Below are 12,454 nucleotides of genomic sequence, written 5' to 3'. Positions count from 1 at the left end.
CCGGGGGAGAAGCCTGAATTGTCGTGGAAATGGCCTTTTTCCTGAATTACGAATTTGTCATTCTGGTGTTCGGGAAACGACAACCTCGGTTTCTAAAGTTCTTCCTGTGCCGAACACAAAGCGGCACACCAGTCTCCTCCCCAACGCTCTCACAAGGAATCATCATGAAACTCTCGACCACCATTCTCCTGCCCCTGATCCTCGCCGCCACCGCCGGTACCGCCATGGCTCAGAACGCCCCGCTGACACGCGCCGAAGTGCAAGCCCAGGCCATCGCCGCCCGTGACGCCGGTGCATTCGACCACATCGACACGCAGCCACTGGTCGTGCCGACGGGTGTGGGCAAAAGCCGCGCACAAGTGGTTGCCGAGACCGCTGAAGCACACCGACTGGGTCTGCTCGACGTGAGCGAGAGCGAGTTTCCCAAGATCGCCACGCCGCAGCAAGCCGAGCAGATCCGCCAGGCCGGCCTGCGCGCTGCCGATGGCATGACCGTTGGCCGCCTGAACCAGCAGTGATGCGGGCGACTCGCGCGGCGGGAGACACAGCCGTCAGATCGACGGCCGTTTCCCGCCCGGGTCGGATCTTGTTTCCCTCACAGGGCCCAAGCCCATGAATGTCCAAACGCTTCGACTGCAGAAACACCAACGGGCCTGAGGGCCCGTTGGTGTTTCCAGTGGTCAGTCACCGCCCGCATCGCATGGCCGACCACTCCATCGGCATTGCCCTTCGTCCGACAGCCAGTGGTGGGCGTGTCCCGTGCACCCGGTCTGGCAGATGGCCTTGCGTGAGGCTTCCAGGTCTTCCTGCCGAGCCGCGGTTGGCTGCTCAAGAGATGGCCGCTTCGTGGGGCGGCGCCCGACGCGCATCAGCGGTGCAGACAGGCCCCACAGCATCGACGTGCGTGACAACACCAGCAACCCACGCAACCGAACGATCTCGCCGGACAGGGTCTGCAACTCGCTCTCCTTGTCACACAGAAGTCGGGAGACGCGGTCCTGCACGCTGCCCAGGTGCCGGGTGAGGATGGCGTGTTCTTGCGTCACGCCCGTTGGTTGAGTGCTCATTGCACCGTGGACGCCGTGGTGTGCCAGAGGCGCCGCTCCGGCAAAAGATCGTCATTGCGCTGCGAGGACTGCGCGGCCGACCCGTCGCTGCTCTTCAGGAGCGTGTCCCAGTGCTGGTGCATGCGCTGAAGCACGGTGCGAAAGCTCGGCGTGAGTGCCGGGTGCTGGCCCAGAAAAAACAGGTTGGAGCGAATCTTCCTGCCCATGAGATCGCGCTGGGTGGCGCAAGCGCTCTGGGCATGCCCCGTCATCAGCGCCAGCGTGCCGGCCAGCATGGCCTCGGTGCAGGGCAGCACATGTTCTTCGTCCTCAGGCAGTTCGGTGTCGGTGTTCACGGCGGTCTCCAGACAGGGTTTTGACATCGCGACAGGGCGCGAACGGTGCTGGCTGCCGGTCCGGATTCGAAGGTGACGAGGGACCTGGGATGGCTTGCAGGTGCATATTAAATGAGAATCGATCGCATTTGAATGGGCCGAACGGAATGTTTTGCAAGCGGGTGTTTCGTGCAGGCGAAGGGGAGGCCAGCACTTGCGCCGCGACGCGCATGGGCGCTCCTATACTTCCGGAATGAACGATGCAGTACATTCCATCGCCGCCAAATCTGCCGCGCCTTTGCCCAAGAGCGCAGGCGTCACGGGACGCACCAACGATCCGGCGCGGACCATGGCCGAGATCCTGAAGGTGGCCACCCACGAGTTTGCGGACAAGGGCCTGGCTGGTGCGCGCATCGACGAGATTGCAGCGGCCACGCGCACCAGCAAGCGCATGATTTACTACTATTTTGGTAGCAAAGAAGGGCTTTATATCGCGGTACTGGAGGAGTCCTACCGTCGGGTCCGGAGCATCGAGAGTGAGTTGAACCTGGAAAATCTGCCGCCCGAAGAGGCCTTGCGCACCTTGGTGGGGTTCACCTTCGACCACCACAACGGCAACCAGGACTACGTGCGGCTGGTGATGTCGGAGAACATGCTGCGCGGTCAGTACATCGCGCAGAGCAAGAGCATCCAGGCGCTGAACGTTCCCGCCATCCGGTCCATCCGCGACCTCTACGACCGTGGTGTGGTCGAGGGCGTGTTTCGCCCGGGCGTGGACCCCATCGACATCCACGCCAACATCTCCGCGTTGACCTTCTTCAACGTGTCCAACCAGTACACCTTCAGCCAGATCTTCAAGCACCAGATGCAAGACCCCCAGGTGCTGGCGCAGCGCCGTGCCAATGTGATCGACGTGCTCGTGCGCTACCTGCGCGCATGAAGAAGGCCGTGCGCATGGCGAGCTGGACGATGGAGGTGCCGGCTGTCGTGCGGTGAGGAATCAAGGGTTTTCCCTGAATGACAAACTAACCAGTTCGTACAAAATTGCCCCAAGAGGAGACAACTCATGGTGCAAAAACTCATCGATCACTACTGCCGGCTGTTGTCGGTGGCCATGGTCGGTTGCCTCGGCCTGATGGTCGTCCTGGTGTTCGGCAATGTGGTCCTGCGCTACGGCTTCAACAGCGGGATCGCGGTGTCGGAAGAGCTGTCGCGCTGGCTTTTCGTCTGGATGACCTTCATGGGCGCCCTGGTGGCCATGCGCGACCGCGCCCACCTGGGCACCGACACGCTGATCTCGCGCCTGCCGCTGGGCGGCAAGAAGCTGTGCATGGTCCTCGCGCAGTTGCTGATGCTGTTCATCTGCTGGCAGATGTTCACCGGCGCCTGGGCGCAGACGGTGGTGAACCTCGGCACCACGAGCGCGGTCATGGAGGTGTCCATGGCCGGCTTTTATGCGAGTGGTGTGGTGTTCGCCGTGATGGCGGGGCTGGTGGTTCTCAACGACCTCTACAAGCTGCTGAGCGGACAACTGGGCGAGGCAGAACTCATCGGCGTGCGCGAGTCCGACGACATGCCCACCGGACACCCTGAAGTCCCACCGGCTGGAGACAAGCCATGACCATCGCTGTCTTCCTCGGCGCCTTGCTGGGTGCCATGGCGCTGGGCGTGCCGATCGCCTTTTCCCTGCTGTTGTGCGGTGCCGCCCTGATGTGGCACCTGGACATCTTCGACGCGCAGATCCTCGCGCAGAACGCGATTGAGGGCGCGAACAGTTTTCCGCTGCTGGCGGTGCCGTTCTTCATGCTCGCCGGCGAAATCATGAATGCGGGCGGCCTCTCGCGGCGCATCGTGCATTTCGCGATGACCCTGGTGGGACACGTGCGGGGCGGGTTGGGCTACGTGGGCATCATCGCCGCGGTGATGATGGCGGCGCTCTCGGGCTCGGCGGTGGCCGACGCCGCCGCGCTGGCGGCCTTGCTGCTGCCGATGATGAACAAGGCCGGCTACGACAAGGCGCGCTCGGCCGGCCTGCTGGCCTCGGCCAGCATCATCGCTCCCATCATTCCGCCCAGCATCGGCTTCGTGGTGTTTGGCGTGGCGGCCAACGTGTCGATTTCCAGGCTCTTCATGGCCGGCATCTTTCCGGGCATCCTGCTGGCGGCTTCACTCTGGATCACCTGGTGGGTGCTCATGCGCAAAGACGACATTGCGCCTGCCAAGCGCGCCAGCCGCCACGAAGTCCTGTCTTCCCTGAAGGATGCGACCTTCGCGCTGGTCCTGCCGCTGATCGTGATCGTCGGCCTGAAGTTCGGCGTGTTCACGCCCACCGAGGCGGCGGTGGTCGCTGCGGTGTACGCACTGTTCATCTCCACCGTGGTCTACCGGGAGTTGCGCCTGAGCCAGTTGTACGGTCTGTTCCTGGCGGCTGCCAAGACAACGTCGGTGATCATGTTTCTGGTGGCCGCGGCCATGGTCTCGGCCTGGCTGATCACGGTGGCCAACCTGCCCGCAGAGCTGGTTTCGCTGCTGGAGCCCATTCTGGACAACCCCACGATGCTGCTGATCGCCATGATGGTGTTGACCATGATCGTGGGCACGGCCATGGACATGACGCCCACCATCCTGATCCTCACGCCGGTGTTCATGCCGCTGGTGAAGGCCGCCGGCATCGACCCCGTGTACTTCGGCGTGCTGTTCATGATCAACAACGCCATCGGCCTGATCACGCCCCCGGTGGGCACGGTGCTCAGCACGGTGGCGGGTGTGGGCAAGATGAGCATGGACCAGGTCACGCGAGGCGTGTGGCCCTTCATGCTGGCCCAGTTCGCCGTGATGTTCCTGCTCATCATCTTCCCCGACCTGGTGCTGGTGCCTGCGCGCTGGCTCTACGGCTGAGCCCTCGGGGCGGGCGCTGCATGGGCACGCCACCACCCGCTCCCTTCACTTCGAGCGTCCCGATTTCGCCACCCCAGGAGACACAACCATGAAACGCTTTTTCCTCAAGACCGTGCTCGCCGCCGCCGCGCTGGCCACCCTGGCCAACGTGGGCTTGGCCCAGGCCCAGACCCGCACCATCAAGTTCGTCAACCAGAACGCCAAGGGCCATCCCATCGTGATGGGCATGGAGAAGTTCGGCGAGATCGTCGAAGCCAGGTCGGGCGGGCGTTTCAAGGTCAACATCTTTCCGGGCGGTGCACTCGGCAGCGACCAGGCCAACCTGTCGGCCATGCAGGGCGGCACGCTGGAGATGGCGTCGATGAACTCGGGCATCTTCGCCAGCCTGGTGAAGGACTTCGCCATCTACGACTTCCCCTTCCTCTTCGCCAACGCACGCGAAGCCGATGCCGTGGTCGACGGCCCCTTCGGCAAAGGCCTGCACGACAAGTTGCAGGAGAAGGGCCTGGTCGGCCTGGCGTATTACGAACTGGGCTTTCGCAACATCACCAACGGCAAACGCCCGATCAACAAGGTGGAGGACATCGCCGGTCTGAAGCTGCGCGTGATCCCCAACCCGATCAACGTCGACTGGGTCAGCGCGCTCGGCGCCAACCCCACGCCGCTGCCCTTCCCGGAGCTGTACGCCGCGCTGGAGCAGCGGGCGGTGGACGGGCAGGAGAACCCGCTGGCCACCATCCAGGGTGCCAAGCTGTTCGAGGTGCAGAAGCACCTGGCAATCACCAACCACCAGTACAACCCGCAGTCGGTGGTGGTGAGCAAGAAGTTCTGGGACACGCTGTCGGCCGATGACAAGAAGCTGTTGCAGGACGCTGCCGCCGAATCGGCCAAATACCAGCGTGAACAGTCCCGCAGCGCACAGGCCAGCACGCTGGAGAGCCTGAAGAAGAGTGGCATGCAGGTGACCGAGCTGCCACCCGCCGAGGTGGCGAAGTTGCGCGAGAAGATGAAGCCGGTGCTGGCCAAGCACGCCGCCAGTGTGGGCGAAGCCACCGTGAGCGCGATGATGGGTGAGCTGGACAAGCTGCGCAAGTGAGCACGACGGCATGAAAAAAGTCCTGGTGCTCAACGGCCCAAACCTCAACCTGCTCGGGCTGCGCGAGCCCGCGCTGTACGGGCACACCACCTTGCCGGATGTCGAGGCCCTGTGCCGCGACGCCGGCCAGAAGCTCGGTGTGGAGATCGAGTGCTTCCAGAGCAATTGGGAGGGCGCCCTGATCGACCGCATCCACGAGGCGGGCCGTGGGTACAAGGACGGCACGGTGCTGGGGTGTGTCTTCAATCCCGGTGCCTACACCCACACTTCGGTGGCCCTGCATGATGCGATCAAGGGCGTGGACGGCCTGCCCGTGATCGAGCTGCACATCTCCAACGTGCACGCCCGCGAGGCCTTTCGCCACCACTCCTTCATTTCGCCCGCGGCCGCCGGTATCGTGGTGGGATTTGGTGTCGATGGTTACGTGATCGCGCTCGAAGGCCTGGTGCGCCGCCACGCGCGCCAGGCCGCCGCGACCTGACTTTCCCGGGTGTCTTCCATGATCAATGGCCTCACTGAAATCATTGCCCACATCGGCTACCCGACGCACACCTTCAAGTCGCCGATGATCTACAACCCGTTCTTCGAGCGGGAGGGCATCAACGCGGTGGTGGTGCCCATGGGCTGCCAGACGCCGGACTACCCCGCGTTCCTGCGCGCCGTGTTCAAGCTCACCAACATCCGGGGCGCGCTCATCACCATGCCTCACAAGGTGGTGACGGTCGACCTGGTGGACGTGGTCACGCCCACCGTGAAGGTGGCGGGCGCCTGCAATGCCGTGAAACGACTGCCCGACGGACGCCTGATGGGCGACATGTTCGACGGCGCCGGCTTCGTGCGCGGCGTGCAGCGCAAGGGCCTGAAGCTGCAGGGCGCGCGGGTGCTGGTGGTGGGCAACGGCGGTGTGGGTTGTGCCATCGCCGCGTCGCTGGCCGCCATGGGCGTGGCCCGCGTCACGCTGTTCGATGCCCAGGCCACGGTCTGTGAAGCGCTGGCCCAACGCCTCAAGAGCGAGTACCCCGACATCGAGGTGATCACCGGCAGCAACGACCCGGCCGGACACGACCTGGTCGTCAATGCCACGCCCATGGGCATGAACGACGGCGACCCGTTGCCCATGGACGTGTCGCGCCTCTCGCCCGACACCTTTGTGGGCGAGGTGGTCATGAAATCCGAAATGACCGCCTTCCTGCGCGCTGCCCAGGCGCGGGGCTGCCCGGTGCAGATCGGCACCGACATGCTGTTCGAACAGATACCGGCCTACCTGGAATTCTTCGACCTGCCCACCGCCACCGCCGAGACGCTGCGCAGCGTCGCGCGCCTGAGCTACTGACACACAATTCTCTTCATCCCACCCACCGGAGGCCACCGACCATGAGCGACTTCCTGACCACACGCGATCCGAGCCGCGAACCCCTGCAGCCCTCGTTCGGCGATCCGGACAACCCGGTGGGTCTCGATGGCGTGGAGTTCATCGAGTACGCGACCGACAAACCCCAGGCGCTGGGACAGGTGCTGGAGATGATGGGCTTTCGCCCGGTGGCGCGCCACCGCTCGCGCGAGGTGCTGCTGTACCGCCAGGGCGGCATCAACATCGTGGTGAACTCATCGCCGCTGGACTCAAAGGCCGCCAGCCACGGCGCCGATGTGCCCGCCATCTCCGCCGTGGCCCTGCGTGTGCGCGACGCCCGGGCGGCCTACCAGGCCGTGCTGTCGCGCGGTGCCTGGCCGGTGCACACCCACCCGGAAGTGATGGAACTCAACATACCGGCCATCCACGGCGTGGGGGGCAGCCGCATCTATTTCGTGGACCGCTACCGCGAGTTCTCGATCTACGACGTCGACTTCGTCCCCATCCCGTCGGTGGACCAGCACCCGCCGGCCACCGCCGGCATCGAATTTTTCGGCATCGTGCAGTACATCGGTGCCGACCGGGCCGTGGACTGGATCGAGTTCTACGGCGAGCTTTTCGGCATGACGCTCATCCCCGACGAAGAACGCTACGGGATCCTGCCCAAGGGCAAGCTGCTGATGGCGCCGGCCCTGCACCCGGCCAACCGCTTCATGCTGCAGCTGGTGGAGCCCGACCTCAACGTGCGGGACAGCTCCGAAAAAATCCAGCGCATCGGCCTGGGCGTGCCCGATGTGCTGGCCGCCGTGCGCGCCTTGCGCGCGCTCGGGCTGGACTTCGTCGAGACCGAGCAGGCCCACAGCGAAGGGCGGGGCGCGATCTCGCGCACCTACCTCGGTTCGGTGGCCTTCGAGCTGGTGCACGGGGCGCCGGGCATTCATGTCGGGTGAGCGCATGACCGCCCAACACAACCCGTCGATCCAGGCCTTCGGCATGGACACCATCACCCTGGCCGGCCCGCTGGAGGCCAAGCTCGAAGCCATGCAGGACGCCGGCTTCTCCCAGGTCATGCTCAAGGCCAACGACCTGGTGGGCCACCCCGATGGCTGGAAGGCCGCCGTCAAAGCGGTGCACCGCAGCGGTCTGCGCGGCACGGGCTTTCAGGTGCTGCGCGATTTTGAAGGCCTGAGCGGCCATCTGCACGACTACAAGGTCGAGATGGCCCAACAGATGCTGGAGATGTGTGCCGAGCTGGGTTGCGACGTGCTGCTGGCGTGCTCGTCCACCTCGCGCCACGCCGGCACCGACCTCGACCAGATCGCGCGCGACCTGCGCAAGCTGGCGATGCTGGCAATCCCGCACGGCATCAAGATCGCGTTCGAGGCGCTGTCCTGGGGCCGCACCATCAACGAATTCCCGGTGGCCTGGGACGTGATCACCCGGGCCAACTGCCCCAACCTCGGCCTGGGGCTGGACGCCTTCCACCTCTTCGCCAGCAACACCTCGCTGGAGGAGATCGACCTGCTCGATCCACAGCGCATCTTCCTGGTCCAGCTCGCCGACTTCATGTGGCAGGAGACCCCGACTTTTGAGGAACGCATGACCACCGCGCGCACCTTCCGGGTGTTTCCGGGCGAGGGGGTGCACACCGAACAACTGGCCGCGCTGGTGCTGTCGCTGGAACGCCTGGGCTACAGCGGTGACTACAGCTTCGAGGTGTTCAACGACGACTACCTGCAGCTGCCCCTGCCCTTCGTGGCCGAACGTGCGAGGCGCTCGGCGCTCTGGTTGGCCGAAGACGTGCTGCGCCTGTCGATGCCGCTGCCCAACCAGATCCGTCTGCGTTGAGGCATCCATGGTGCGGGTGGCCCTGCGAAGCGGATCAGTAGGCCGCCGAGCGCTCGGCCGGGGATGCGGTGCCGCGCCCGAAGTCGGCCGCGAGTTTGCGCGCCGCATTGGCGAACAGCAGCACGTCCACGCCGGTGGCCACGAACGTGCAGCCCAGCGCCAGGTAGCGCCGTGCCAGGGTCGGGTCCGAGGTGAGTGTGCCGGCGGCCTTGCCGCTGGCCACGATGGTCCGCATGGCCTGCTCGATGGCGGCCTGCACCTCGGGGTGGCCGGGTTTGCCGCGGTGACCCATCGAGGCCGCGAGGTCCGCCGGGCCGATGAAGACGCCGTCCACGCCCTCCACCGCGCAGATGGCGTCGAGGTTCTGCAAGGCCGTGACGGTCTCGGCCTGCACCAGCAGGCAGACTTCGCTGTCGGCCACGTCGAGGTAGTCGGTGCGCGCGCTCCAGCGCGATACCCGTCCCACCGCGCTGCCCACGCCGCGCATGCCCAGCGGCGGGTAGCGCGTGGCCTGCACCAGGGCGGCGGCCTGCTCGGGCGTGTCCACCATGGGCACCAGCAGCGTCTGTGCGCCGATGTCGAGCAACTGTTTGACCCGGTGCACTTCACCGCAGACCACGCGCACCACCGGATGGGCCGGGTAGGGTGCCACGGCCTGCAGGGCGCCCAGCGTTGAACGCAGGTCGTTCGGCGCGTGCTCGCCGTCGATCAGCAACCAGTCGAAGCCCGCGGTGGCGCTGACCTCCGCGAGGTAGGGGTCGGCCATCGAGAGCCACAGGCCGACCTGCGGGCGCCGTGCCGCCAGCGCGGCCTTGAAGGGGTTGCCGCTCATCGCAGGCTGCCCTGGCAGAGGTACTTGACGTGCATGTAGTCGTCCAGGCCATCGCGCGAGCCTTCGCGGCCGTAGCCCGACTCCTTCACGCCACCAAACGGTGCGGCCTCGGCCGCCAGCGCGCCTTCGTTGATGCCGACGATGCCGGTCTCCAACAGGTCGGCCACGCGCCAGATGCGTTGGGCATCCTGGGTGTAGAAGTAGGCCGCCAGGCCAAACGGCGTGTCGTTGGCGAGGCCAACCACTTCGTCTTCGGTGGTGAAGCGGAACACCGGGACCACGGGGCCGAAGGTCTCTTCCTGCGCCAGCGCCATGGCGGTGTTGGCGCCCGACAGCACGGTGGGTGCGTAGTAGTGGCCGGCGCTGCCGGCATCGGCCGCGCTGAGGCGGTGGCCGCCGGTGACGATGCGCGCACCGTGTGCCACCGCGTCCACCACGTGGCGGTCGATCTTGTCGACCGCGCGCTGGTTGATCATGGGTCCGATCTGCGAACGCTCGTCGCTCGCGGGGCCCACGTGCAGGGCGGCGACGCGGGTCGCCAGTTTCTCCACGAAGCGGTCGTGCACGCTGTCGTGCACGAACACGCGGTTGGGGCAGACGCAGGTCTGCCCGCCGTTGCGGAACTTGGAGACCATCAGGCCTTCGACCGCCGCGTCCAGGTCGGCGTCCTCGAACACGATGAAGGGCGCGTTGCCGCCGAGTTCGAGCGAGAGTTTCTTCAGCGTGCCAGCCGACTCGCGCGCCAGGTGCTTGCCCACCGGCGTGGAACCGGTGAAGGTGATCTTGCGCACGCGGGGGTCCGCCAGCCAGGCATCGACCACCGCGGGCGTGTGCTCGCGCGAGGCGCAGACCAGGTTGATCGTGCCGGCCGGAAAACCCGCAAGGTGCGCGAGTTCCACCAGGGCGGCGGCGGTCAGCGGCGTGTCTTCCGCGGGCTTGGCCACCACGGTACAGCCGGCAGCCAGGGCCGGCGCGATCTTGCGCGCGATCATGGCCAGCGGAAAGTTCCACGGCGTGATGGCGGCCACCACGCCCACCGGCTCCTTCACCGCCATCATCTTGCGGCCGCGCATCGGCTCGGGAATGATGTCCCCGTGCGTGCGCGTGGCCTCCTCGGCGAACCACTCCACGTAGGAAGCGCCGTAGAGCACTTCGCCACGCGCCTCGGCCAGCGGCTTGCCCTGCTCGGCGGAAATGATGCGGGCCAGGTCTTCGCGGTGTTCCAGGATCAGGGCGTGCCAGCGCTTGAGCAGTTGCGCGCGCTCGCGCCCGCTCTTGTCGCGCCAGGCCGGGAAGGCCGCGTGCGCGGCGTCGGCCGCGGCCTGCGCGTCCGCAGCCGTGCTGTCGACCACCCGCGCGATGGTGGCCAGCGTGGCGGGGTCCACCACGTCGAGCAAGGCGCCTGCCTGAGCGGGCTGCCAGCGGCCCGCAATGAAATTTTGAGTGCGCAGCAGTTCGCCGCGAACAAGTTCGCCCAGCATGAAAACTCCAGTGTGTTTGAAAGGATTGGGGGTGAGCGGCTTCAGCTCACGATGCCCAGGTGCCACGGCACGAATTCGTGGTCGCCCAGGCCCAGGGCTTCGCTCTTGGTCGGCTCGCCCGAGGCGTGCCGCAGGATGGCTTCAAAGATGCGCTGGCCCATTTGCGGCACGTCCACCTCGCCGTCGAGGATGGCACCGCAGTTCACGTCCATGTCTTCTTCCAGCTTGCGGTACATCACCGAGTTGCTGGCCAGCTTGATGGTGGGCGCCGGCTTGGAGCCGAACATCGAACCCCGACCGGTGGTGAAGCAGATCAGGTTGGCGCCGCTGGCGATCTGCCCGGTGCAGGCCACCGGGTCGTAACCCGGTGAGTCCATGAACACGAAGCCCGCCTGGTCGATCGGCTCGGCGTATTCGTACACCGCCTGCAGCGGCGTCGTGCCGCCCTTCATGGCCGAGCCCAGCGACTTCTCGAAGATGTTCGCCAGGCCGCCGGCCTGGTTGCCCGGGCCGACCACGCCGTTGAACTGGCCGTTGTGGCCGCGCGTGTAGTTCTCCCACCAGGTCAGGCGGTCCAGCAGCTTCTGGCCCACCTCGGGCGTGACCGCGCGGCGCGTGAGCATGTATTCCACGCCGTGGATTTCCGGCGTTTCCGAGAGGATGGCCGTGCCCCCATGGCGCACCAGGATGTCCATGGCCGCGCCCAGCGCGGGGTTGGCCGTGATGCCCGAGAAGCCGTCGGAGCCGCCGCATTCCAGGCCGATCTTGATGTGGCTCGCGGGCACGCTCTGGCGCTGGTAGCTGTTGGCGATGGGCAGCATCTCCTCGATGGCCTTGATGCCCGCTTCGATGGTCACGCGGGTGCCGCCCACCTCCTGCATCACCATGGTGCGCATCAGGCGGCCCGATGCCAGACCCTGCGACTCCACAAGGCCGGCGACCTGGTTGCGTTCGCAGCCCAGGCCGACGATCAGCACACCGGCCATGTTGGGGTGGCGCGCATAACCGGCGATGGTCCGGCGCAGCACGTCGAAGTGTTCGCTGGGGGAGGACATGCCGCAGCCGCTGGTCTGCGCGAAGGCGGCCACGCCATCGACGTTGGGAAACGCGGCCAGGCGCTCGGGCGTGAAGTGCGCGGCGATGTTCTTGATCACCGTGGCCGAGCAGTTGACCGAGGACAGGATGCCGATGAAGTTGCGCGTGCCCACGCGACCGTCTTCGCGCACGAAGCCCATGAAGGTCGCGCGCTCGGCCTCGGGGACGTAGTCCACGGGCTTCACGTCCAGGCCGAAACCGGGATCGCGGTCGAACTCCACCAGGGCCAGGTTGTGCGTGTGCACGTACTCACCCGCCTCGATGTCGCGTTCGGCCACGCCGATGACGGTGTCGTACTTGCGCACGCGCTCCCCCTGCGCGATGCGGCTGGCCGCGATCTTGTGGCCTGCCGGCACCTGCGCCCGCACACGAACGCCGAACTCGGGCAGGTCCTGGCCCAGGGCCAGTGGGGACCTTGCAACGAGCACGTTGTCGTTGGCGTGCAGGCGGATCAGGGGGCTGAGTGTCATCG

Annotated in this window: 14 protein-coding genes; 9 read left to right on the top strand and 5 right to left on the bottom strand. The window is 66.1% G+C overall.

The genetic code is table 11. The annotated features are described in order from the left end of the window. Positions 1–164 precede the first annotated feature (164 nt). Positions 165–518 carry a DUF4148 domain-containing protein gene (locus V6M63_RS04990; protein WP_332740034.1) on the top strand — a complete coding sequence of 118 codons (354 nt, stop codon included), beginning with the start codon at positions 165–167 and terminating at the stop codon, positions 516–518. A 162-nt stretch (positions 519–680) separates the two neighbouring features. Here V6M63_RS04990 and V6M63_RS04985 read toward each other — a convergent pair whose 3' ends face one another. Further along, entirely contained in the window at positions 681–1,067 is a 387-nt protein-coding gene (locus V6M63_RS04985; RefSeq protein WP_332740032.1) for a hypothetical protein, read from the bottom strand. Continuing rightward, positions 1,064–1,402 (bottom strand): hypothetical protein, encoded by a 339-nt coding sequence (locus V6M63_RS04980; RefSeq protein WP_332740030.1) that lies wholly within the window; start codon positions 1,400–1,402, stop codon positions 1,064–1,066. Before V6M63_RS04980 ends, V6M63_RS04985 begins: the two co-directional genes overlap by 4 nt. Before the next feature lie 232 nt (positions 1,403–1,634). Here V6M63_RS04980 and V6M63_RS04975 point away from each other — a divergent pair, with 232 nt between their 5' ends. The 8 genes from V6M63_RS04975 (at position 1,635) to V6M63_RS04940 (ending at position 8,574) form a co-directional block, all read left to right on the top strand. Further along, positions 1,635–2,321 carry a TetR/AcrR family transcriptional regulator gene (locus tag V6M63_RS04975; protein WP_332740028.1) on the top strand — a complete coding sequence of 229 codons (687 nt, stop codon included), beginning with the start codon at positions 1,635–1,637 and terminating at the stop codon, positions 2,319–2,321. Between the two features lie 126 nt (positions 2,322–2,447). Next, on the top strand, positions 2,448–3,002 hold the full coding sequence (locus V6M63_RS04970) for a TRAP transporter small permease (RefSeq protein ID WP_332740026.1): 555 nt from the start codon (positions 2,448–2,450) through the stop codon (positions 3,000–3,002). Beyond that, positions 2,999–4,279: a TRAP transporter large permease subunit gene (locus V6M63_RS04965; RefSeq protein WP_332740024.1), complete on the top strand. Its 1,281-nt coding sequence runs from the start codon at positions 2,999–3,001 to the stop codon at positions 4,277–4,279. The genes V6M63_RS04970 and V6M63_RS04965 overlap by 4 nt, the downstream gene beginning before the upstream one ends. A gap of 88 nt (positions 4,280–4,367) precedes the next feature. Beyond that, positions 4,368–5,375: a TRAP transporter substrate-binding protein gene (locus V6M63_RS04960; protein WP_332740023.1), complete on the top strand. Its 1,008-nt coding sequence runs from the start codon at positions 4,368–4,370 to the stop codon at positions 5,373–5,375. Positions 5,376–5,385: 10 nt separating this feature from the next. Continuing rightward, the gene (gene aroQ, locus V6M63_RS04955; RefSeq protein ID WP_332740021.1) at positions 5,386–5,856 is read left to right on the top strand and encodes a type II 3-dehydroquinate dehydratase; all 471 of its coding nucleotides are present in this window, start codon (positions 5,386–5,388) and stop codon (positions 5,854–5,856) included. Between the two features lie 18 nt (positions 5,857–5,874). After that, positions 5,875–6,708: a shikimate dehydrogenase family protein gene (locus V6M63_RS04950; protein ID WP_332740019.1), complete on the top strand. Its 834-nt coding sequence runs from the start codon at positions 5,875–5,877 to the stop codon at positions 6,706–6,708. Positions 6,709–6,749: 41 nt separating this feature from the next. Further along, positions 6,750–7,676 carry a VOC family protein gene (locus V6M63_RS04945; protein WP_332740017.1) on the top strand — a complete coding sequence of 309 codons (927 nt, stop codon included), beginning with the start codon at positions 6,750–6,752 and terminating at the stop codon, positions 7,674–7,676. Between the two features lie 4 nt (positions 7,677–7,680). Further along, positions 7,681–8,574 (top strand): sugar phosphate isomerase/epimerase family protein, encoded by an 894-nt coding sequence (locus V6M63_RS04940; protein WP_332740015.1) that lies wholly within the window; start codon positions 7,681–7,683, stop codon positions 8,572–8,574. Positions 8,575–8,608: 34 nt separating this feature from the next. Here the strand turns inward: V6M63_RS04940 and hpaI are convergent, their stop codons facing one another. From hpaI to V6M63_RS04925, 3 genes are read right to left on the bottom strand one after another with little or no spacing between them, the layout of a single operon-like run. Next, the gene (gene hpaI / locus V6M63_RS04935) at positions 8,609–9,406 is read right to left on the bottom strand and encodes a 4-hydroxy-2-oxoheptanedioate aldolase (RefSeq protein WP_332740013.1); all 798 of its coding nucleotides are present in this window, start codon (positions 9,404–9,406) and stop codon (positions 8,609–8,611) included. Beyond that, positions 9,403–10,887 carry an NAD-dependent succinate-semialdehyde dehydrogenase gene (locus V6M63_RS04930; RefSeq protein ID WP_332740011.1) on the bottom strand — a complete coding sequence of 495 codons (1,485 nt, stop codon included), beginning with the start codon at positions 10,885–10,887 and terminating at the stop codon, positions 9,403–9,405. The genes hpaI and V6M63_RS04930 overlap by 4 nt, the downstream gene beginning before the upstream one ends. A gap of 41 nt (positions 10,888–10,928) precedes the next feature. Beyond that, a complete protein-coding gene (locus tag V6M63_RS04925; RefSeq protein ID WP_332740009.1) occupies positions 10,929–12,452 on the bottom strand; it encodes a UxaA family hydrolase in 1,524 nt (507 codons plus the stop codon). Between the last annotated feature and the right edge of the window lie 2 nt (positions 12,453–12,454).

The organism is Hydrogenophaga sp. (assembly GCF_036675665.1).
GTDB lineage: Bacteria > Pseudomonadota > Gammaproteobacteria > Burkholderiales > Burkholderiaceae_C > Hydrogenophaga.
This window is presented reverse-complemented; position numbering and strand designations above follow the sequence as displayed.